The following is a 19,575-nucleotide window of genomic DNA, read 5'->3' as shown; positions in this document are numbered from 1 at the left end:
CGGAAAAATAAGCCGCGAGACTTCTTGACCAGAATCGCCCGATGCTGTTTTGGCCATGAGAATCATCGACAACATCCTCAACGAGACCCTGCAGGTCGGCCTCACCGCCGCCCTGTTGTTCGCCTGCGCCATAAACGCCGCGCTGCTGTGGACGTGGCTGTAGGGCAGGGCTGCCCGGTCAGCCGTAATGATAGCGGCACTGGATGATCTCAAGCGCCTGTTGATCGGCGCTGCCGGTGACGCGGTAAACCAGCCGGTGCTCTCCCGAAATCCGCCGCGACCACCAGCCCTTCAGGCCATGTTTCAGCGGCTCGGGCTTGCCGAGACCGCGAAACGGATCGCGCCGAATGTCCCTGATCAGGGTGTTGATCGCGGCCAGCATCTTCGGGTCGGCGGCCTGCCAGTGCAGATAGTCGTCCCAGCCGTGATCGCTCCACAGGAGCTTCACGGCAGCCTTATATCGGGCCGGCGGTTGGCTCCGCGTCCGATGGCGCGCGCTCGGTGAGCCGCTGGTCGTCCGCCTGGTCGATCGATTGCGCCAGCCGGGCAGCATTGGCGGGGCTGGTCAGCAGATGCAGCGTTTCGATCATCGCCTCATATTCATGTTCCGACATCAGCACCACGCTGCGAGCATTCTGCCGCGTGACATGGAGCGCGGCCCGGCTGTCGCAGACCTCGTCCATGTAGCGCGCCAAGTTGCCGCGCAACTCGCTGTATGAAACGTGGGTCATGGCCATCCTCCAACGTACAGATATTTGTACGAGTGAGGCGGAATGTCAAACCATTGCCGACTTGCACCGTGTTGTCCGTCGGGTGTGGCTCTTGCGGACGGAGTCTGGTATCTGACGCCGTGAATGCCGGGCCGGTCCCCGTCCCGGCGCTCGGCGGGCTCGGGACATCAGCCCAAGGCCTTGAAATTGTTGCCGGTTTAGCTCAGCGGTAGAGCAGCGGTTTTGTAAACCGAAGGTCGGGAGTTCAATCCTCTCAACCGGCACCATTTCAACCGGTCTGGGCCCGGCACGATCTCAGAATCGATATCAGTTACAGGGATGTGCGCGGCCGTCCTGGCCGCGATAGGCGGCGGCCGACTGGTCGCAGCGGACCCTCAGCGGACCGTCATAATAGGCATAGGTGCCGGGCAGGATGCCGGGGCCGTAATTATGGCTGAAGCTGATCCGGTAGGGCTGGCCGGGGGCGGCGTAATACATCGGGCCGTGCGCGGCATGATGATGCCGATGGTGATGCCGGGCGTGTCCCGCCAAAGCAGGCGTCGACAACACGGCGAAGGCGACGAGCGCGGCACTGAGCAATTTCATGGAACATCTCCGGGACAGGCAATGGGCAACCCTTGTCAGGGCGTTCGGTTCCGCTGGTGTAATTGTCCCTGCGGAGGGCAGGGCTCGCTCAAATCATTAACGATATACGCGGTGTCTTGACGCGTTTGAACTTCCGGAAACGCCGGTGCGTTAGGCTTACTAGCAGAATGCCGAGCGGATTTAACCCATGCCGCGATGGCTTGGGCTAGCCTATCACCGGAATACAGGACATTGCCATGCGCCTCGTTGCAGCGTTGTTGATCGTGATCGGGACCAGCCTGCCGGCCATGGCGGGCGACGGGTTCAATATCGTCATTCCCGGCAGGACAGGCGTGCCAATCATCATCAACGGCATCGATGCCTCCTATGCCGTGATCGAGGGTGACCGCGGCCTGTCGCGCGGCATCCACGTCCAGCCGACCGTCTACGGCGGACGTTACGTCGATCCGGTGCCGAATGTCGGCCACTATTACCCTAGCGCCGGTCGCCAGCCGGGCTACGGGCGGCTCGAGATCGAGCCGCCGAAGAACCGCAAGCTGCCGAAGCCGGCAGAGAGTTACCACGAGAGTTGGTCGGCGGCGTCGCCGCCGCCCGCGCCACAGCAGGTCGTGCCGTTTGATCCGCCGGCGGTGATCGTGGCCCCGCCGGATATCCGACGTCGATAGTCACTTCGTTCAACTTAGTTCAACCAAGAAAATGTCCAACCAGGAGAGCGTTTATGCGTAACATGATTTCCAAATTGATAGTTGCCGCGGCTCTGGTCGCCGCCAGTGCAGCGCCGGCGATGGCTTGTGGCGGCCTGTTCAACAGCGGTTGCTCGCCATGCGGCCAAGCCTATGTAAGCCCCTGCGCCGGCGCAGGCTATGGCGCAGGATACGGCGGCGGCTATGGCTATGCCGGCGTCGCCGGCTATGAGCGGCTGCCGGATCCGAGCCGCTATCATTACGCCAATCAGGGGCCGAGCTTCAGCGGCCCGGGCAATTACGCGCCGGTGCCGACCTATCAGGAAACAGCCCTGAGCGGACCGCGCGGCTATGATCGCCCAAACTACGGCTATTACGACGGCGGCCCCTACGGCAACGCGATCAACCACACGTCCTGGGCGCAGCCGGCCTATCGCGGACCGGCCGTCTACAGCTATCCGCCCCGGATGCGCGCCAGCTATCGCCACGGCTACCGCATGGCGCCGCGCTACGGCTACGCCCCGCGTGGCTACGCGCCGCGTTATGGCTATCACCATCATCGCCGCCACGTCGCCGGCCCGCGCGTGATGTATGCGCCGCGTCACGCCCATCCGCAGCATCATCGCCGGATGTACTGATCCGCTTCAGCCAGTGAAACGCCCGCTCGCAGCGATGCGAGCGGGCGTTTCTGTTTCGGGATATCAGCGCATCAGGCCGAGCTGGCTGGCGCCGATATAGAGCGCCAGCACGGCCGCGTTGGAGACGTTGAGGCTCTTGATGGCGCCGGGCATGTCGAGCCTGGCCACGACGCTGCAGGTATCGCGCGTGAGGCGCCGCAGGCCGCTGCCTTCGGCGCCCAGCACCAGCGCCAGCGGCTGGCGCAGCGGCACAGCCGACAGCGTCTCGCTGCCCTCGCTGTCGAGTCCGACGGTCAGGAAGCCGAGGTCGTTCAATTCGTCCAGCGCGCGGGCGAGGTTGGTGACGGTGATGATCGGCACCAGCTCCAGCGCGCCGGAGGCGGATTTCGCCAGCACGCCAGTGGCCTCCGGGCTGTGCCTGGCGGTCGTGACGATCGCCTTGACGTTGAAGGCCGCGGCCGAGCGCAGGATGGCGCCGACATTGTGCGGATCTGTGATCTGGTCGAGCACCAGCACGATGCCGTCCTGGGTCAGCGAGTCCAGATCGGGCGATTCCAGCGGGTCGGCTTCCGCCAGCAGGCCCTGGTGCACGGCGTCGGGGCCGAGCCGGTCGGCGATCTCGCGCGGCGGCACGATGGTAGGCTCGATCCGTGTGTCGATCTTGTCGTCGGCCAGGCGCCGCGCGGCATTCTCGGTCAGCCACAATTTGCGGATCTTGCGCTCCGGATTAGCCAAGGCTGCCGTGACGCTGTGCCAGCCATACAGGATGGCCGGGCCGTCGCCCGATTCGCGCCCGCGCCGCGGCGGACCGCGGTCGCGGCCCTTGCCGCCGCCGCGCGCGAACCGCGGCTTTCGATCTCGGTCATTCATGCCAGTCGCCTGCGTCAATCTTCGTGGTCGGGTGAGGTCGGTTAGGCAATTCCGCCGCCGGTGTCGAGCGCAATCCATCGGGCGGCGTTCAGGCGCTGCGGCATCTCGGTGGAACGCCGGGCCTCGCCGCACGTTCTCCGTCGATGGATGATGCCACGGAAAACGAGCTGCTTGCCGCCATTGTCGCCGTCAGCCTCGCCGGATTTTTGACCTTCGTGCTGTGGGCCATTTTCGGCTGAGCCGTCGGCACCGTACGCGGCGAGGCGATCCGGCTGACCTATGCCATCGCGTCGGCGCCCTTGTGGCCATCGCCGGACGGCTTGCCATCCAGTGGGATCACGCTGATGTCACCGCTTCCTTCGATATAGGCCGATTTGACTTGCTTTGGATCGTCAATGCCCTGGCTGCGCAGCAGCGACATCAGCTCTTCGTCCGTGACCAGCTCCCGCCGCATGTTTCGCCGCAAGACCTGTCCATTTTCGATCAGTTTGACTTTCGGTGAACTCACCAGGAAGCGCAGGCGCGGCACCCTGAAGCTCAGCCATTGCAGGCCGTAGCTCCAGGCCATGACCGTGCCGATCAAAAGGGCTGCCTCGGTCACCGACCCGTTCTTGCCCATCGCATCGGTGGTCGCCTCGACGATCAGAACGATCACCAGAATGTCGGGAATGCCGACGGCGCCGGCCTGCCGGTTCAGGAAGAAACGCAGCACCAGAAACAGCAACAGATAGATCAACGTGCCGCGCACGATCACTTCGGCCAGCGGGTTCTGCGGGACCAACAAGGAGCCCCAGTCGACGGCTTCAAACACGCGAAAGTGGTCCTTTGTGCATTCTGCCGCCTTGGGGCGATCTGGCCGATTCGTTCGGTGCCGGAACGATAGGGCGTCGTTCGCTCATTTGCTGCAGCCGTTGCCGCAGGCAGGCGCCGTGCAGTCGGGCCAAGCCCGCGACGCGATTCGAGCGGGTTCCGGGCCGACGCGGCCGCTCCGGCAAATGCACCGAACACCGCAAAAGCCGCTCTCGCCGCCGCCCCGCAGGGCTAATTCTTCAATGAAAACAGGATGGTGGGGGAAGAAGGACTCGAACCTTCGAAGTCATAAGACGGCTGATTTACAGTCATAGATTTATACATAGTCAGCTTACTTATATGGGTACAAGCGGAAGTTTTTGCGTAAAAACTTCCCGTTCAGATTCAGGATGTTGGCCTTAAAAACGTGACATGTCACGACTGCCATTGACCTTTGCGCGTTTCGGCGTTTTCTCTCTGGATCTGACCCAGGGCTGTCCCAGCCAGACCGAGAGACTGACCCCAGTGGCCGCCCCCTTCACCAACACTACCGTCGCGGCGGCCATCGCGGCCGGCCGCAAGGGCGTCTACGTTGATGTCAGCGACACCCATACGAAGGGGTTGATGTTGCGCATCAAGCCGTCCGGAGCCCGCTGGTGCGTGCGTGGCACTCTCCGCGGCGTCCAGGTGCGGTACGAACTGGGCCATGCGACCGGAAATAAGATCGACGACGGCCCGGCCGCCTGCCTTGAGACCGCCAGGAGGCGCTGCATGGAGATCCGGGCGAAGTTGGCCCAGGACATGGATCCCGCCAAGATCATCGCATGGATGCTGCGCGGCCCTGAGGGCATCAAGGAAGACGAGGAGATCGAGCGCAAGCGCGTCGCGCAGGAAGCCGAGCGCCTTCGCCTGGTCGCCGAGGCCGAGGCCGACGCGATCGAGGCGGCTACGCCGAGAACCTGGAATTGGGAAGAAGCCAAGGCGGCCTTTTGGATCGAGAAAGAGCGCGCCAACCGCGACGGCACGCTGCGCGACTACAAAATCAAGCTCAACGTGCCCGAATTCACACAGCGCTTCACCGGCCGCCTGGTCAGCGACATCACAGACGTCGAGATCGCCGAGGCCTACGCCGAGATATTCGCGCGCGCCGAGCCGATGGCTGACGGGTGTCTGCGCACGATCAAAGCCTTCTGGAGCTTCCTATCGGCGGCCCATCGGCGCTCGCTCACGGGCGTCTCCGCCGACCTGAGGACCGTGCGCTTCGAGGACCGCACCCGCGAAGAGGAGGGTGATCCGAACAAGCCCTTCAATCCCGACGACGAAGTTGGCGACGCGCCCGAGCCGATCCAGTTGGGCATCGCGCTGGCGATCGCCAGGTGCCCGGGCTCGCTCGAGCCGCATGAATCGAATGCCTTGTTGCTGTTGCTGGCATCCTGCCAGCGCCGCCGAGCAGTCATGGGCGCCACCTCCGACCGCTTCAAGCGCTACGTCGGGTCGCCCGACGAGCAGGCCTGGTTCGTGCCTCCATTTTTCAGGAAGACCCGCACGAAGCGCGGCTCCCGATCGCATCTGGTACCGGTCCTCGGCTTCGGCGCCGAGGCCGTGCGTGCGCAGGAGCGGACGATCAATGGCAGCACCTGGCTCTTCCACAACGGGCGCAAGGGGGACCAGCACCGAAACGTCAACATGCTCAACAAGTTGTTGGAAAGCCTTCCAGGGGTGGACTGGTCGCCTCATGCGCCGCGCTATGCGCTCTCGGACTTTGTATCGACGCTGCAAGGATTCGAGAAGTCCGACGCGAAAATCATACTCGACCATTCGGAGGGCACGGAGCCTTCTGACGTCACTGCGACGTACTACACATCGAACCCGCAGATCGCGAAGAAAAGGGAGATCATGTCGGCCTGGATGGAGCACCTGCTCAATCTCGAACGTGAGGCCGTACGGGCGAATCCTTTGCTGCGCGACGCCGCCTGGATCCGCCGCGAGGTCTTCATGGCACGCAACGGCGATGACCGCACAAAGAAAAGGGAGGCCGATCGCACTGCGAAGGGCCTCCCTATGTGGTAGCTGGCGACTGTTACTTCAGCTTCGCCCGGATCGCCTTGGCCTTCGCGATGTTGACTTCGGCGACCTCCAGATCCTTGTCGATGCCGGCGACGATCTTCTGGAAAGTATCCTCTGTCAGCCTGCGGCGGCCGGACACGATCGATGACATCGTTGTCCGACTAAGCCCGGCAGCGGCCGCCATCTTCGCCATCCAGTCAAGGCCGTAGCGCAGGATGCCGATCGCCTGGATGCGCTCGATGCGCTTGTTGTCGTCGACGATCGTCATGTGCCCCTCCCGGTCGCCGGCGGCGATCGCGGCCTGATTTTCGGCATCGGGGGGCGGCCTTCGGCGGCCGGAAGTACGCCGACCCTCGACGACATGAGGCCGGACGACGGCTGCGTCTCGGTCTCCGACAAGGGGCGGCCGGTCGTGGCGTGGAGCTTGAGCACCCTCGTCGGGAGAGCCAACAAATGGCAAGTCGGCCCGGTGCTCCATTCTTTGTCTTTGCCGTAGAGATCACGCGCATCCTCTATGCCGAGCAGCCGGCACTGCCAAGAGCGCACCTTGCGTTCGTCTTCGTTGAAAAAGGGCAGCATGCGAGCTTCGTTTTCGGTGATCGCCCTGAAGCCTTCCTTGACGACACGCATGCGGCGGTCGTCGTCGTAGATGAATTCGAGTTCGACCGACCGCCAGGGAACGTCGTCACGCGGAACGTTCTCGAGGTAGCTCTTGGACGGCAGCATCAGGTCTGGCGTGAGCACGACGGTGAAGGTCTTCAGCTTTTTCTCAACAACGGGCTGGCTCCCGGGGAATGGCCTTCGGGGCGACGTCACCGCGACCGGGCGAGCATAGTGTTGTTCACGCGGCGTGGTCTGGATCGTGAACGGCTCGCGGTCCTCGTCGTTCTCGTCGGGCACGACGGTGTAGCCGTCGTCAGCATTCCAGGCGGCGGGAGCGATGATGGCCTCCTCAGTCTCTTCGCTTTCCACCTCTGGCGCGACATATGCCGTCGCGACCCGTGCGGCGGCAGCTGCTTCCCGAGCCCTCTTCTCCTCATCGGCCTTGCGCATTTGCAGAGATATCGCCTCGTTGCGCTCGTTCTGCTCGCGCGCCGCGACACGCCACGGCTCTTCCTCCCCTTCCTTCGGCGCGACATACGGCGTAGAGGCCCGCGCGGCGACGGCATCCCTGCGCACTCGCAGAGCTTTCTCCGCGTTTTCTTCTCGCTTCGCCGTCAGGGCGGCGTCCCATGACGTTTCTTGTACTACTACCGGCGCCGGCGTCGCGACGACGACCTCGGGGGTCGCCGGCTTTGCCTTGGCCTGCGGCATCTTCGGCATCGCGGTCATCGTGACCTTCGCCGGCGCGATCGACGACGGCTGCTTCGCGAGGATCACCGGCGGCTGCGCGGCGACGACCGGCTGCTTCGGCTTCGACGCCGGCATGTTCTTGAAGGGGTTCTGCGGGGCCATGCTACTTGCCCTTCACGTTGGCGGCGGCGATGCGCTTCTCATACCGGTGACCCATGAAGAAGATGCGGACGCCGAGATTAACTTCGTCGAGGCTGCTGTTGCGGGGCAGCGTGAACATGACGTGCTTGCGGCGGAAGGCCTGCGTGTAGTCGTTCGCGAACACGGGGCCGCAGGGCAGCACGGGCGCCGGCGCGGTCGAGCGCCTGACGCCCTCGTGGATACCGGACATCACCATCTGCAAGGCTGCCTTCGGGTCAGCGATGTCGCCCGGCAGGCCGCAGAAAATGACTTCGTACTCACCGCCGCCGCGGTGGATCTGGATGTCGATGCTGTTGTCGCCGGCGTCGATGGCCTGCAAGCTCTGGTGCTCGGCGATGACGTTCTTGATGACTTTGGGGGACATTTGGATTTCCTTGAGGATGTGGGTGATCGTGCGGTCGTGCTGGGTCGTCTAGGCCGGCGGCGCCGTGGGCGGATCATGCCGGCCTTCGCGGCGGAGACGGTCGGAGTAGATCTCGAGCGCCTCGCGGATCTGGTCTTCCAGACGGAGCTGGACGCGCTCGTAGAACAACGCGAACCGCAGCTCGTGGCGCTCGAACTCCAGCGCGCGAACGCCGTCGAGGCGCTCCCGGACTCCGCCGTGGTGCCTCTCGAAATCCCTGCGCGCCTTGTAGAATGCGGCTCTGTCTTTACCCGCTGCGACCTTCAGCAAGGCCAGCAGGGCGACTTCGCGGCGGTTCGGTTTGACTGCGGACATCGGCGTCTTTCGTGGGAGGGCTTCTACGAGCCCGGGCCCGGTAGCCGATGAAGGCGCCGGGCGTGAGGTCGATGGAGGTAGGATCAGGCGGCGACGAGATCGCCGCCGTACGGCTTGACGACCAGCTTCTTGCGGATCGCCGGCGTCATGAACTTTTCGGCTTTCTGAATGGCGGCGGCGGCGGCATCGATGGTCTCGAACCCGTCCGCGCGATCGATGGCGGACGCGAAAATCGTCCCCTTGAGCCAGTATTTCTGGCCGCCGTTCGAGACCTCGACGACATATACCTGTTCCTCCATCGTTATCTCTTCGCCCTCGACGGTCTCGGTGATCCGTTTCAAAATTGGCACCTAGCGCTCCCTTCCTTGAGCCGGCGGAATGCCTGGCTTCTACGCCCTTAGGCCCGGTAGCTCTCGCGAGCGCCGGGCGTGAGGTCGATGTCGGTGCAGGTCATGCGGCGATGGCGTTGCGATGCAGGACCAACGACTTCGTGCCGTCCTCCAGCGCGGTGTCTGCCTCGCACAGCACGACCGACTCGGCAGAATTGCTGGCGTTGATCGAGGCGACGATCTCCTCGACGAGCGCATCGATGTCGAGAACTTCGACGCGGTCGGCGCCGAAGTACACCGGGTCGCCTTCGATGCTCTTCACGATCGCCGACAGCGGCATCGTGACGACGATCGCGTTTCCGATGCGGGCGGCGGTGTAGTCGGCCATGGTGCGTTCCTCCGGAGCTGGATGCTCTCACGCCCTTAAGCCGGGTAGCCCTTCATGGGCGCCCGGCGTGAGGAGCGATGTCTCGGTAGATCAGGCGGAAGGGCGCTCCGGTGCGCGCATGAGTCCGTGGGCTCCGCCGGCGTTGAAGGACTGGTAGATCGCCTTCGCGACGCCCTCCGGCGTGAACTGCGGCTTGCGGCCGAACTTCGCGAGCGCACGCTTGACGAGGTTCTCGGCGGCGGCGTCGGTGATCGCGACGTCGAACTTCTCGGGGTTGCCTGGCCAGACGTTGACGCGTTCGATGCCGGTCAGGAACCAGCACTTCGCTCCGCGGGTCAGCGTGACGCGCGTCGAGATCGCAGCGTTCTTGTATGCCTTCGCCGCCGGCCCGCCCGGGGTCATCGTGACGGTCGCGCCGGCGCGGTCGGAGAGAGGCACTCCGTTCGCGATCAGGAAGCGTTCGCCCTGACGCGCGAGGATTCCGACGTGAGCCGGGGACGTGAGCGTGAACGTCTTCGCGGCGCCGTTGACGGCATCCAGTGCGTCCCTGAGCTTCGCAGCGATCGTCGAGGACATCCACACTATGTCTTCGCCGGCAGGGTCGGTCTTCACTTCGGTTTCGATCCGGATCTTCATCGTTGTCTCCTGGTGATGATGAGGAGCGGCGCCCCTCCTAACGGCCCGAGCCCGGTGAGCCTTGCGGCTGCCGGGCGTGGGAGCGATGTCGCGAACCTCAGTCGCAGAGTTCGAGGCCGAGCTGGGCCGGGTGCGTGCGGCTGTACCGGCGCTCGAGCCAGTCCTGGATGCAGGGCACGATCTCCTTTGCGTCCTCGAGCCGATCGCGCAGCGCCGCATCGGCAGCGATGAGGTCGTCGGCGAGCCAAGCCGCGGTCGCGCCACCGAGGAAGCCGGGGATCACCTTGACGCGGTCGGGCATGCTGGCCTCCTTGTGATGCTGTTAACCCTTCGTTAAGCTCTGTCTACAACGTGATGACAACGAAGGATTTAAGCAAGCCCTTTCTGCGCGCTGTCCTCATTTATTTTCGCGCGGACCCCGATTTTCATAGGGTTTTGAACATTGTTCAAATATCGGACCTGGGCGACTACACAAATCGCTGCGGCGCAGGCGTTTCTGTAGTTCGCGACATCATTCTATTGTTTTCGTACGACAGGATTCTATTGTTTTCGCACGACATCATTCTATTGAGATCATCCGGCGCCGGTATCAGACGGCTCCGCGACGAGCGCGCCGGCGGCCTCGGCCCGCGCCAGCATCACGGACAGGCAGGTTACGTACCTCGATTTCCGCCCGCGCTTGACGTTCGCCTGCAGCATTGGGTCGTAGAGGTCCAAGGTGAAGTCGGCGATGCCGCCAATGGTCCACTCGATCTTGCGACCGGCCGCCTTCGCTTCGGCCTGGTAGGCCTCGATGCGCTCCTTCGTCGGGCGCCGGCCGGGACAGATGTTGACGATGAACCGATCGGGATCCCCGGGCTTCCGCGCCGGCGCGAGCGTGACGAAGGGATCGAACCTCGGCGGCTCGATCCAGTTGCGCTCCTCGATGCCCTTGAGGCAAACGGCGACTTGTTTCGGCGTGAGGAACCCGATGTTCGCGAGCCACTCGCTCTGCTTCCAGAAGAAGCCGGACTCGCCGGCATCGCGGCCCTTGACGCTCGCGCCATAGGCCAGCGGCTGGTCCTGGAGGAATCGGACGACGGGGCCGTTCTTGTCGTCGAGGATGAAGCCGGTCGGGTGCATCAAATGGTCCTCGGCGTGATGAACATGGCACGGCGCGCTTCGTATTCCTCGTCGGATTCGTCGGGGTCGCGGTCGAGCACATAGTCATCGAGCGAGAACGGCGGCAGCGCGGCGGCGTCAGGCGACGGGATCGCCTCCGTGACCTTCGCGTCCTTGCTCATCAAGACGGGCGGCGACCCATCTTCCGGAATGAAGTACACTTCCGTACGCAGCAGCTTGAACTTGTCGGGGTCGCTCATATCGTGAATCCCTTGTCGTTCTCGGGCTCGACGTCCGCCGACAACGCCAGGCGGGCTTTGATCATCGGCAAGCTAACCGGGCAATAATTCCAGCAGTCGACGCCCACATCGAGCGAGAGCGCCGTGCCAGGAAGCCTTCCGTGGCTGTGGCCGTAGAGCTGGATCGCGCCGCGACTGATGCCCGGCCACACGCGGAGGCCATAATGGCAGAGCACGACGCGCTGGCTCTCGACGCTGATCTCCGCGATCTGCCTGACGCTGGCCCAGGGCAACCCGGTGGTGTCGCCGTCATCGTGGTTGCCGAGGATCAGATGCTTGCTACCGTTGAGCTTGCCGAAGATCGAAGCCTTGCGCCTGGCGTCGATCCTGTGCGCGAAATCCCCGAGGTGCCACACGGTGTCCGACGGCTGCACGACGCTGTTCCAGGCGTCGACCAAAGCGCGGTTGTGCTCGTCGATCGACTCGAACGGGCGCGCCGAGAATTCGAGGATGCCCTTGTGGCCGAAGTGGGTGTCGCCGGTGAAGAAGGTGGTCATGCCGCGACGCTCTCGTTCGTGTTGAGGCACCGCGCGCACATGCGGTTGTGGTTGCCTTCAGACATGAACGGCTTCGTGCAGGTCATGCAGTCGCGCGGCTTCAGGCTGGAGATAGCCCTGTTGCGGCGGCTCATGCCATGTCGGCTTAACGCGGTCTGGATCGCGCTCTCGGTGGTGCCCATCGCGTCCGCAAGGGCGGCGATCGTCGGGCGCGGCTCGCGCATCGCCATCTCGCGCAGCTTCGTCAGGTTCTCTTCGTTCCAGCGCACGCCGTCAGAGTTCGGCTGGAAGGTGACGAAGCCCGCCTCGATCTTCGGCTCCGGCACCGGCGGCGAGCTGCGGACCATCGAGAGGCCGTGGCGCTGACGGTATTTCTTGATCGTAGCGTCGCTGCACCCGAGAAGCGCAGCCGCAGCTTCAACCGAACTCGTCTTCGAAACCGCGTCCGCGATCATCGCGTCGTTGAACTTCACGACGCGCCCGCCGTTCTGAGCCTTGCGCTCGCTCGGCGCCGGCTGCTCGACCGCGGCCGCGATCGACGGCGCCTCCACGACGGGCTGCACGACCACTTCCTGCGGGACGGGCGCGACCTCAGCGATCGGCTGCACCACCGGGACCGGCGCCGGCGCGAACGATGCGGGCGACACGGAGACGAGAAGGCGCAGGAGCTGGACCGCGAGCACGCCGCGCTCGGGCTCGCCGACCTCGGCGCGCATGACGTCCTGGGCCGTGGTGATGACGAACGACGCGACTTCGCCGAGCTTGGCGTTGATGGCTGCTTGGATGTTCATGACAGGTCTCCCGGTGATGCCTGATGACTGAAGTAGGAGAAACGATTCTCGATTGCACAAATATTTTCGGGCTTGAGCAGCCCCCAGCTCTCGAGCTGCGCGACCGCCTCCGCAAGGCCCTTGCAGACCGCACAGATCGCGCCGGCGCGGGTCAGCCGGGCGATCATGTCTCGCTGCTCCTTGGACGTCCGACCGCCCTTCAGCGCCTTCATCTCCAGGAAAAAGCTCAAGCCGGCATCGATCAGATAGATGTCCGGGACGCCGGCGGTGGCGCCCTCGGCCTTCAGCTCAGCGGCAACCGATTTGGCGCGATGCCCGCCGTTCGGGATCGCAAACGCGACGGCGCCGGCGACCAGGCGCGGCTTGATGAAGTCGTCGAACAACGCCACCTGGTCGTCGTGCTCCGGCTTCTTCCGGACGGCCTTGACCTTGATGCCCATGCGCTTGGCGAGCGCCGACGGGAGGGCGACGCGGCGGCCGCGGCGGGTGCGGGTGAATCGGACGGCCATCAGGCAAACTCCCGCTCTTCGCGGCGCGCCAGCACGCGCAGGCGATTCAGCACGCTGCTCGGCGCGCGCTTCAGAACCTTCCCGATCGCCCGCGGGGTGCCGCCGGCGATCGACATCTCGACGACCTTGGCGTCCTCGGCCGGTCCGAAGAACCGCATGGGCCGGCCATTGCGCATGCTGATGCGGCTCGGATCCCGTGGCGGCACGATGTAGGGCTTTGTCGGATGCTCGACGCCGAGGACCGAGCACGTCCACTGCGTCGCGCTGACGCTGCAGCCGATCTCTTTGGCGATCGCCGAAAACGGCAAGCCGTCCTCGCGGAGCTGCGCAATGCGCTCCTTCTGCTCTGCGGTCAGCCGCCACGGCCGTCCGGATGGCGCAATGCAGACGTTGCCGGACCGGTTGCGGTAGTTCGAGATCGTCGCCGCGCAGCAGCCCAGGAGCTTTGCGGCCCCTCGGTTGCTGCCCTGTGCCTGGACGAGCGCGGCCTCGATGTCAGCGTCGGTGTAGGTTCGGTGATCCGCCGCCATCACGCCACCTCGCAGGCGATGCTGTAGCAACGCTGGCACTGGCGGTTGTGCGAGCCTTCCGAGATGAACGGGCGCGCGCAGGCGATGCAAGAGCGCTGCTTGACCGTGTTTCCCCTCGCCATGGCACGGCGCTGTTGAACAATTCCGAAGCGCGACATGGCCGTCTGGACCCCGGAGACCGTCGTGCCCATCGCCTTCGCGAGGTCGTAGATCGGCGGGCGCGGATTGGCCCAGACGAGCGCCTGCAGCTTGGCGATGCGCTCCGGCGTCCAGGGCAGAGCGGGGCCGGCGGCGATGCGGCGCGGCAGGTTCATGCGGGCGCGGTAGGCGTAGACCGTGAAGTTGCCGCAGCCCAGGGCGCGGGCGGCCTCGTCGATGTCGTCGCCCGCCGCAGCGAGGGCGGACTTGATCATCTCGTCGGTGTAGATCTTGCGGGGTCCGATCTGGCGGGCCCAGTGTCCGCGTCCGCGCGGCACGACGGTCAGCCCGTGCGCGAGGGCGTGGATGCGGACCGTCTTCGGCGTGCAGCCGATGAGGCGCGCGGTCTCCATCGCATCGCCGCGGGTTTCCGCGAGCGCTTTCTTCAAGGCGGCGAAGTTGATCGGGCGGCTCATCGGAGGGGCTCCTGGTTGCTGATCTGATTGACCCAGGCGATCTCGGCCGGAAAGAAGCCGGCGTCGCCGGGGTCCCGCCAATTCAGGATGTCGAGCTGGCGCTTCGTGTCGGTATCGATCCAGGAGCTGCCGTCCTCCTCGTTCACGCGGCGGCCGTCGAGGTACCAGTGTTCGAAGTTGATTTTGTCGTGCGGCTCCCACCACGCGTGCGGTTTGAAGACCGACACCACCGCGGGTCCGCCTTCGCGATGCAGGAAGCCGCCCTTGAACCACTCCTGGCGGTAGCCGTTAGCTACGATCATGCGGACGGGATGCGGCGGCACATCGAGCAGCACCGCCGGCTCGCCGAACACAAGATCGCCGGTGCTGTGGACGACCGTCGGACCGTTCTCGCGGAACAATCGGCCATCGCGGTACCAGTGCTCCTCGATGCCCGTCGGATGATACTTCGCGGGCCCGCCGTCCCGGTGCAGCACGCCGTCGCGGACGTGGATCGTCAGGCCGGCGTGGTCCGTGTGGATGCCGTCCGCGACCGGCTTCAGGGGCGAGCCGTTGAGGTCGAGCCGGAGGCACAGGCAGACCATGGCCTTTTCCACCGCGTCGACGTAGCGCTCGGCGACGGGCTTGTTGCCGCGGCCCCAAGCCTCGTTGTGATCGAAGTCGGTGGCCTCGACCTCGATCGTGACGTGCGGCGCGTTGCGCGGGTCGCGCAGGGAGAAGATTCCGCCGGTGGCGCCGGTGTTGTCGTAGTTGCCGTCGCCGACGCAGTTGCCCATCACGAACCCTTCGGTGTCGCGGGACTGGTCGGTCTTCAACCAGCGGATCGTCCAGCCTTCCAGATCGCCGTCCAGGTGCATGACGATCGGCTCGCCGAAGGGATCTTCCGGGATGCCGTGGTCCTGCAGGCGACGAGCGCGGCGAGCGATGGCTTCGTGCCAATTGTCGGAGTGCGCGATCATCTGCGCGAAGCTCATCTTGTGGAGCGATCCGAACAGGCGCGGGTCGCGGATGTGCAGCTCGGACAACCAATCAGCGACGTGGACCATCTGAGAAGTGCGACCGACGCCGAGCCCGAGCATAGAGATGAAGACCGGCTCTCCGCGCAGTTCAGCCTGCTCGGCAGCCAGCAGGTCGGCATTCGAGATGCTGTACCTCGGATCGATCGAGCGGGGGGAGACAATCTTCAACATGCGCAAATCGAGGCCCTTGCGGGCGTGACGCTGATAAGCCTGCGCGACCGTGGCGTTCGTCAGCGCGTCGCCCTCGATGAACTCCAGATCGAGCAGCTCGTCAGCGTTGATCACATAGATCGGCATCTACTTCACTGCCATCGTCGGCGTCAGCGCGCGCAGCGGCAGCTCGACGATCATCTCGTCAACGAAGTCTTTGTTCTCCGGCAACCTCCCGGAATACATAGGACCATATCCCTTGGGGTTTGCGATGATGCGCGTTTTGCCGATCGTCACATCGATCGACCCATGGCAATGTCCATGGATCCAGAGGTTAGGACTATAGTCCTTAATTAGCTCGGTCAGGTCGCTGCTGAAGGCTGGGTTGAGGGCATCGTTGCCGGCGCCGTGGTATTCGAGGGGCACGCTGGCCATTCCAGCTACCCCGTGGTGACTGACGCAGATGGTGGGGCCGTCGTGCGGAATCGCGAGATTGCGTTCGAAGTAGTCGTAGTCGCGCTTGTGCTGAGCGAGCGCGTCCGATGTCCGGAGGAGCCCGACGGAGCGATCCTCGCGCTGGTGCAGGATCATGCGGTGGTCGTTCATCTCGCGTTGTGCTCGGATCATCGACTCATGACGAGTGCCGTTCAGTTCGTAATTCGTCCACAAGGTCGCAGCGAGAATCCTGACGCCGTTAACGTAGAAAACCTCGTCGCCATCTCCAAGGCCGACGCACGTGCCGCGAGCAGCGTCCTTGCCCTTGCGGGCTTCCCACTGCCACGGCGAGCCGCGGCCGTAGTAGTCGTGATTTCCTGGCACATAAATGATCGGCGCGCCGCCGAAGTTCTTCGCCATCGACAGCCAACGGATCGTGCTGTCGAGCGGGCTGTCGAGGTCGCCGGCGATCACCACAAGGTCACACTCGGCATAGAGCTGGCGCAGAAGCCAGATCGGGCGGTGCTCAAGATGCAGATCGCTCAGGATCAGGATCCGCAAGCAGAGCATTTCGAGGTAGTCGAGTATCTGCTTGGTCATCGGATCATACCCGTCGGCTTGCGCGCGGCGCAGACGAAGTTGAGGAAGCTGCCGTCACCGCCGATGCTGCGCGTGAACGTGCAGCCGTCCGTGAGGCGCAGGCGGTTGGCTTCCGCTTCGGTCTTCATCGCCGGGCGGTCGTAGCCGAGCTGGACGATGCGGCCGGTGACCGCGCCGGCGGCGAACACCAAGCAGACTGCGAGGATGGTGATGCAAGCGCTCTTCATGTGATCAGTCCTGGTCGTCGTGGTGGGGTTCGGTATCATCCTCGATGTCCGTGTCGTCGATCGGCATGCCGTCCATCGCGCCCTCGTGGTCCGGATCGTCGCGCGGACCCGGCACGTCCAGCGGGTCGTCCGGCGCGGGGTCGTCGTCGGACGACGGGGGCTCGCCGCCCAGCTCCACGATGTCCGACAGGAGCGGCTCGCGGCCGGTCATGAGGCGGTGCAGGCTGCGGGCGCGGCGCACGCTGTCCAAAGCGAAGCTGATGATGGCCGGGTTCTCATGGCCCTCGCGGAAGTAGCCGGCGAGATCGATCGGCTCCGCGACCGGGATGCCGAGGTGCGCGCAGAGGTCGTCGATCGGGAGCTTGCCGCGGGCGCCGATGAACTGCGTCTCAACGTCGTAGATGCGGTCGCTGAATGCGCCGACGCCGACCGGCCACCACACGGGCACCGGAACGCGGAGAGCGATGCAGGTCTGCGAGATGAAGCGCGTCGTCGCCTCGACGCCGTGGCCGACGAGGACCGGGCGGTAGACGTTGGGCAGGATGCCCTCGGTGATGATGCCGCGGTGCTCGTCGACCGTGATCTCGGCGAGGCGGCGGAAGAAGGCTTGCAGCATGAACTTCGGATTGCCGCAGGTAACGACGTCGAACACCTCGATCTCGCCGTCGCCGACCGCCATCGCGATGGCGAAGATCCAGCCGCCGAGCAGCGGGCTCGACGCGGTGTCGAGCCATTCCTTCTTGGCGCTCGCCTTGTTCGTCTCGTTGCGCTCCGCGAGGTCGATCAGCGCCTTCGCCGACTTCTTCTCGATGTCGGCTGCGATCTTCGCAGGATCGGTCAGCCTCTTGTCGGCTTCGACGGGGAACGGCTTATCGAACACCGGCCAGGCACCGACGATGCCTTGCATGCGCGCCTTGTCGAAGGTCGGGAGCTTGACCGCAGCGATGGTGACGGGGGGAGGATTCATCGGAGATCCTGCAAAAATAGGGGTGCGCGTTAAGTCAACCGTAACACACGATGTGTATTAGTACTAAGAAGTAATTTGTTGACGCTTACGAGGCCTCACAAACCCCCGTTCTATAAAGACTTCTGCCATGTCGAACCCTGATTTCGAAGTGAGCGCTCACAACCTCTGCGGGTCCTCTGCGATGTTTTTTGCGGCCGGCGCCGGCGTGCTGGTGACGAGCGCCTTGGCTACGCGCGCGCGGCTTCGAGAAGAGGCCCAACAAGCGAACGACGTCGCAGCACTGCGCGACGTCGTGTTCGATTGGCAGGCTCATGCCGACGGTCAGGCCGAGCTGATCGCCGCGCAGGCCGACGAGATCGCCGACCTGCAGGCCCGTCTGGCGACCGTGAAGGGCGTGCTCGCTAGCACAATGCGTAGGCTGCACGTAGATCCTGCTTGAAGGACTCGTCGTCCCGCTCGGGCGGGACGGCGTCGAGCCGGGCGACGGGCAGCGCACGGACCGAGGGCACGCCCTCGACCGGCCGGACGCCGCCGATGTGCGCCGAGATGCCGGCGATGCCCGAGCGCGAGAGCGTGACGAGCTGGCTGGTCGAAAGGCCGGGGAGCCAGCTTGCCACGCCGCGCGGGAGGCCGGGCGGCAGGCACTGATGCGCACCGGCGTCCAAGGTGCTCAAGATCCAACCGCGCACCTGACTGACAGTGCGCTTGTGCGCGCGGTCCAGCTCCTCGGGCGTCAGGCCGGGCGCCGCCGGCGCTTTCGCGCGGGGCGGACGCGGCACGTCGGCCGCAGCGGACTGCGAGCCGCCGCCGCCGAACCAGGTCAGCGGCCAGGTAACGAAGGACCAGATCCCGCCAAACGCGCCCCGCATCGCTTTCATCAGAGAAGAGAGAAATCGCATCATCGTCGCCAGCCTCCGTTGGGTTCGGACGGAAGATCAGGGCCAGGGCTGCAAGACGCCAACACTTTCGACGGCGGACAAGTTGACTATGCCAGGAACGGCATTAGCGTTTTCTAAGTGGACCAAGAACTACAACGGCTTACCGGGCAAATTGGCGGTAGCCTATGTCTAAAATGTCACGAACCTACGTCTAAATCGGAGAGCGCCCGTGTCGCACCCGCTACCCAAAACCCTCAGCCATCGGCTCCAGCAAGTGGGCCAGGCGCTCTACGGCGACCGCTGGCAGAAGGATCTCGCCCGCGGCCTGGGCGTGTCGAGGTCGTCGATCGTGTTGTGGTCCCAAGGTCACCGGCCGCGGGCCGACATCGACGTCGACGCGCGGTTGCTCGACCTCGTCCGCCGGCGCGGCCTGGCGTTGGATCAGGTTGGGCCGGTCGCGGAGCTGGAGCGCGAGCTGAAGGCGTTCGTCAGGGAGAAGGCGTGATGAACCTGCTGTCATTCATACTGCTGGCGGTGATCGCCTGGGCCCTCGTCGGCATCAAGGCGAACACTGACCGCCCCGCCGAAGCCTCGCTGCCGCGTCAGCCAGAGAAGATCGAACAGACGAAGCCGTGCCTCACTGGCCCCGATTGGGTCGGCTGCCGCTACTGAGTTCCAACCGAAGACACTCGTTAACGGAAAAAGTTTGAGATGACCTCATCTCGAGCTACACGTGCGCGTCGGCCTATTCTTTTGACCGTAACAAAGCGTTACATAGATTCCGGAAATCGTATTCTTTCTGCCGTAACTAAACGTTACATTTCTGGGTATGTAACGGGGGGCCTTCGCCAAATCCGGGCCGCCCTTCAGCAGTTTTGATAGTTGCCCAAAAGACCCAAAATCGCCGCCTCTCGCTGTGCCGCAGGGGGTCATGTTTCGAATCTCGAAAGGTCGACTATTCGAGATTCGAGGCGTCTATCCTTCGGAATCCGAAGCGTTCAGACCCGGACGCCGTGCCTGGATTCGAAGG

General features: G+C 64.4%; 31 protein-coding genes and 1 tRNA gene. 7 read left to right on the top strand and 25 right to left on the bottom strand.

The window, feature by feature from the left end; all coding sequences use genetic code 11:
• Window positions 1-178: 178 nt before the first annotated feature.
• Together FIU28_RS17540 and FIU28_RS17535 are read right to left on the bottom strand one after the other, a co-directional pair.
• On the bottom strand, window positions 179-448 hold the full coding sequence (locus FIU28_RS17540; protein ID WP_143574481.1) for a Txe/YoeB family addiction module toxin: 270 nt from the start codon (window positions 446-448) through the stop codon (window positions 179-181).
• Window positions 449-455: 7 nt separating this feature from the next.
• On the bottom strand, window positions 456-731 hold the full coding sequence (locus FIU28_RS17535; RefSeq protein WP_143574480.1) for a type II toxin-antitoxin system Phd/YefM family antitoxin: 276 nt from the start codon (window positions 729-731) through the stop codon (window positions 456-458).
• Between the two features lie 191 nt (window positions 732-922).
• Here FIU28_RS17535 and FIU28_RS17530 point away from each other — a divergent pair.
• A tRNA-Thr gene (locus FIU28_RS17530) sits at window positions 923-997 on the top strand.
• Between the two features lie 40 nt (window positions 998-1,037).
• On the opposite strand, the gene FIU28_RS17525 is transcribed toward FIU28_RS17530, so the two are convergent.
• On the bottom strand, window positions 1,038-1,316 hold the full coding sequence (locus FIU28_RS17525) for a hypothetical protein (RefSeq protein WP_143574479.1): 279 nt from the start codon (window positions 1,314-1,316) through the stop codon (window positions 1,038-1,040).
• Window positions 1,317-1,552: 236 nt separating this feature from the next.
• Here FIU28_RS17525 and FIU28_RS17520 point away from each other — a divergent pair, with 236 nt between their 5' ends.
• Together FIU28_RS17520 and FIU28_RS17515 are read left to right on the top strand one after the other, a co-directional pair.
• A complete protein-coding gene (locus FIU28_RS17520) occupies window positions 1,553-1,981 on the top strand; it encodes a hypothetical protein (RefSeq protein ID WP_143574478.1) in 429 nt (142 codons plus the stop codon).
• Window positions 1,982-2,034: 53 nt separating this feature from the next.
• Window positions 2,035-2,637, top strand: coding sequence for a hypothetical protein (locus FIU28_RS17515; protein WP_143574477.1), 603 nt, complete (start codon window positions 2,035-2,037; stop codon window positions 2,635-2,637).
• 63 nt (window positions 2,638-2,700) lie between these two features.
• On the opposite strand, the gene rlmB is transcribed toward FIU28_RS17515, so the two are convergent.
• Window positions 2,701-3,507 carry a 23S rRNA (guanosine(2251)-2'-O)-methyltransferase RlmB gene (rlmB, locus tag FIU28_RS17510; protein ID WP_143574476.1) on the bottom strand — a complete coding sequence of 269 codons (807 nt, stop codon included), beginning with the start codon at window positions 3,505-3,507 and terminating at the stop codon, window positions 2,701-2,703.
• Window positions 3,508-3,784: 277 nt separating this feature from the next.
• Window positions 3,785-4,318: a DUF421 domain-containing protein gene (locus tag FIU28_RS17505; RefSeq protein WP_143574475.1), complete on the bottom strand. Its 534-nt coding sequence runs from the start codon at window positions 4,316-4,318 to the stop codon at window positions 3,785-3,787.
• Between the two features lie 410 nt (window positions 4,319-4,728).
• On the opposite strand from FIU28_RS17505, the gene FIU28_RS17500 reads away from it, so the two are divergent.
• Window positions 4,729-6,366, top strand: a complete 1,638-nt coding sequence (locus FIU28_RS17500; protein ID WP_143574474.1) for an integrase family protein — start codon at window positions 4,729-4,731, stop codon at window positions 6,364-6,366.
• Between the two features lie 10 nt (window positions 6,367-6,376).
• Here FIU28_RS17500 and FIU28_RS17495 read toward each other — a convergent pair whose 3' ends face one another.
• The 19 genes from FIU28_RS17495 to FIU28_RS17405 form a co-directional block, all read right to left on the bottom strand.
• Window positions 6,377-6,631 (bottom strand): helix-turn-helix domain-containing protein, encoded by a 255-nt coding sequence (locus FIU28_RS17495; RefSeq protein ID WP_143574473.1) that lies wholly within the window; start codon window positions 6,629-6,631, stop codon window positions 6,377-6,379.
• Window positions 6,628-7,818, bottom strand: coding sequence for a hypothetical protein (locus FIU28_RS17490; RefSeq protein WP_143574472.1), 1,191 nt, complete (start codon window positions 7,816-7,818; stop codon window positions 6,628-6,630). The genes FIU28_RS17495 and FIU28_RS17490 overlap by 4 nt, the downstream gene beginning before the upstream one ends.
• Before the next feature lies 1 nt (window position 7,819).
• The gene (locus FIU28_RS17485) at window positions 7,820-8,221 is read right to left on the bottom strand and encodes a hypothetical protein (protein WP_143574471.1); all 402 of its coding nucleotides are present in this window, start codon (window positions 8,219-8,221) and stop codon (window positions 7,820-7,822) included.
• 48 nt (window positions 8,222-8,269) lie between these two features.
• Window positions 8,270-8,575 carry a hypothetical protein gene (locus tag FIU28_RS17480; RefSeq protein ID WP_143574470.1) on the bottom strand — a complete coding sequence of 102 codons (306 nt, stop codon included), beginning with the start codon at window positions 8,573-8,575 and terminating at the stop codon, window positions 8,270-8,272.
• An 83-nt stretch (window positions 8,576-8,658) separates the two neighbouring features.
• A complete protein-coding gene (locus tag FIU28_RS17475) occupies window positions 8,659-8,925 on the bottom strand; it encodes a hypothetical protein (protein ID WP_143574469.1) in 267 nt (88 codons plus the stop codon).
• 100 nt (window positions 8,926-9,025) lie between these two features.
• On the bottom strand, window positions 9,026-9,292 hold the full coding sequence (locus FIU28_RS17470; RefSeq protein WP_143574468.1) for a hypothetical protein: 267 nt from the start codon (window positions 9,290-9,292) through the stop codon (window positions 9,026-9,028).
• Window positions 9,293-9,382: 90 nt separating this feature from the next.
• On the bottom strand, window positions 9,383-9,928 hold the full coding sequence (locus FIU28_RS17465) for a hypothetical protein (RefSeq protein WP_143574467.1): 546 nt from the start codon (window positions 9,926-9,928) through the stop codon (window positions 9,383-9,385).
• A gap of 97 nt (window positions 9,929-10,025) precedes the next feature.
• Window positions 10,026-10,229 carry a hypothetical protein gene (locus FIU28_RS17460; protein WP_143574466.1) on the bottom strand — a complete coding sequence of 68 codons (204 nt, stop codon included), beginning with the start codon at window positions 10,227-10,229 and terminating at the stop codon, window positions 10,026-10,028.
• A 272-nt stretch (window positions 10,230-10,501) separates the two neighbouring features.
• A complete protein-coding gene (locus FIU28_RS17455; protein WP_143574465.1) occupies window positions 10,502-11,050 on the bottom strand; it encodes a hypothetical protein in 549 nt (182 codons plus the stop codon).
• The gene (locus FIU28_RS17450) at window positions 11,050-11,289 is read right to left on the bottom strand and encodes a hypothetical protein (RefSeq protein WP_143574464.1); all 240 of its coding nucleotides are present in this window, start codon (window positions 11,287-11,289) and stop codon (window positions 11,050-11,052) included. Before FIU28_RS17450 ends, FIU28_RS17455 begins: the two co-directional genes overlap by 1 nt.
• Window positions 11,286-11,825: a metallophosphoesterase family protein gene (locus FIU28_RS17445; RefSeq protein WP_143574463.1), complete on the bottom strand. Its 540-nt coding sequence runs from the start codon at window positions 11,823-11,825 to the stop codon at window positions 11,286-11,288. Before FIU28_RS17445 ends, FIU28_RS17450 begins: the two co-directional genes overlap by 4 nt.
• Window positions 11,822-12,616, bottom strand: a complete 795-nt coding sequence (locus tag FIU28_RS17440; RefSeq protein ID WP_143574462.1) for a hypothetical protein — start codon at window positions 12,614-12,616, stop codon at window positions 11,822-11,824. Before FIU28_RS17440 ends, FIU28_RS17445 begins: the two co-directional genes overlap by 4 nt.
• Window positions 12,613-13,125 (bottom strand): VRR-NUC domain-containing protein, encoded by a 513-nt coding sequence (locus FIU28_RS17435; RefSeq protein WP_143574461.1) that lies wholly within the window; start codon window positions 13,123-13,125, stop codon window positions 12,613-12,615. Before FIU28_RS17435 ends, FIU28_RS17440 begins: the two co-directional genes overlap by 4 nt.
• On the bottom strand, window positions 13,125-13,655 hold the full coding sequence (locus FIU28_RS17430; RefSeq protein ID WP_143574460.1) for a helix-turn-helix domain-containing protein: 531 nt from the start codon (window positions 13,653-13,655) through the stop codon (window positions 13,125-13,127). The genes FIU28_RS17435 and FIU28_RS17430 overlap by 1 nt, the downstream gene beginning before the upstream one ends.
• Complete coding sequence (locus FIU28_RS17425; RefSeq protein ID WP_143574459.1) at window positions 13,655-14,269, bottom strand: hypothetical protein; 615 nt, start codon at window positions 14,267-14,269, stop codon at window positions 13,655-13,657. The genes FIU28_RS17430 and FIU28_RS17425 overlap by 1 nt, the downstream gene beginning before the upstream one ends.
• Entirely contained in the window at window positions 14,266-15,585 is a 1,320-nt protein-coding gene (locus tag FIU28_RS17420) for a hypothetical protein (protein ID WP_143574458.1), read from the bottom strand. Before FIU28_RS17420 ends, FIU28_RS17425 begins: the two co-directional genes overlap by 4 nt.
• On the bottom strand, window positions 15,586-16,473 hold the full coding sequence (locus FIU28_RS17415) for a metallophosphoesterase (protein ID WP_143574457.1): 888 nt from the start codon (window positions 16,471-16,473) through the stop codon (window positions 15,586-15,588).
• On the bottom strand, window positions 16,470-16,700 hold the full coding sequence (locus FIU28_RS17410; RefSeq protein WP_143574456.1) for a hypothetical protein: 231 nt from the start codon (window positions 16,698-16,700) through the stop codon (window positions 16,470-16,472). Before FIU28_RS17410 ends, FIU28_RS17415 begins: the two co-directional genes overlap by 4 nt.
• 4 nt (window positions 16,701-16,704) lie before the next feature.
• Window positions 16,705-17,667, bottom strand: coding sequence for a hypothetical protein (locus FIU28_RS17405; protein ID WP_143574455.1), 963 nt, complete (start codon window positions 17,665-17,667; stop codon window positions 16,705-16,707).
• 127 nt (window positions 17,668-17,794) lie between these two features.
• Here FIU28_RS17405 and FIU28_RS17400 point away from each other — a divergent pair, with 127 nt between their 5' ends.
• Window positions 17,795-18,106, top strand: a complete 312-nt coding sequence (locus FIU28_RS17400) for a hypothetical protein (RefSeq protein WP_143574454.1) — start codon at window positions 17,795-17,797, stop codon at window positions 18,104-18,106.
• Here FIU28_RS17400 and FIU28_RS17395 read toward each other — a convergent pair.
• Window positions 18,069-18,569 (bottom strand): hypothetical protein, encoded by a 501-nt coding sequence (locus FIU28_RS17395; RefSeq protein WP_143574453.1) that lies wholly within the window; start codon window positions 18,567-18,569, stop codon window positions 18,069-18,071. The genes FIU28_RS17400 and FIU28_RS17395 overlap by 38 nt on opposite strands.
• Before the next feature lie 205 nt (window positions 18,570-18,774).
• On the opposite strand from FIU28_RS17395, the gene FIU28_RS17390 reads away from it, so the two are divergent.
• Window positions 18,775-19,050 carry a hypothetical protein gene (locus tag FIU28_RS17390; RefSeq protein ID WP_143574452.1) on the top strand — a complete coding sequence of 92 codons (276 nt, stop codon included), beginning with the start codon at window positions 18,775-18,777 and terminating at the stop codon, window positions 19,048-19,050.
• Window positions 19,050-19,217, top strand: a complete 168-nt coding sequence (locus tag FIU28_RS26525) for a hypothetical protein (protein ID WP_168209961.1) — start codon at window positions 19,050-19,052, stop codon at window positions 19,215-19,217. The genes FIU28_RS17390 and FIU28_RS26525 overlap by 1 nt, the downstream gene beginning before the upstream one ends.
• The last annotated feature ends 358 nt before the right edge of the window (window positions 19,218-19,575 follow it).

The sequence above is a fragment of the Tardiphaga sp. vice154 genome, assembly GCF_007018645.1.
Classification (GTDB): domain Bacteria; phylum Pseudomonadota; class Alphaproteobacteria; order Rhizobiales; family Xanthobacteraceae; genus Tardiphaga.
The sequence above is the reverse complement of the archived record's forward strand: the minus strand, read 5'-3'. Positions and strand labels throughout refer to the sequence as shown.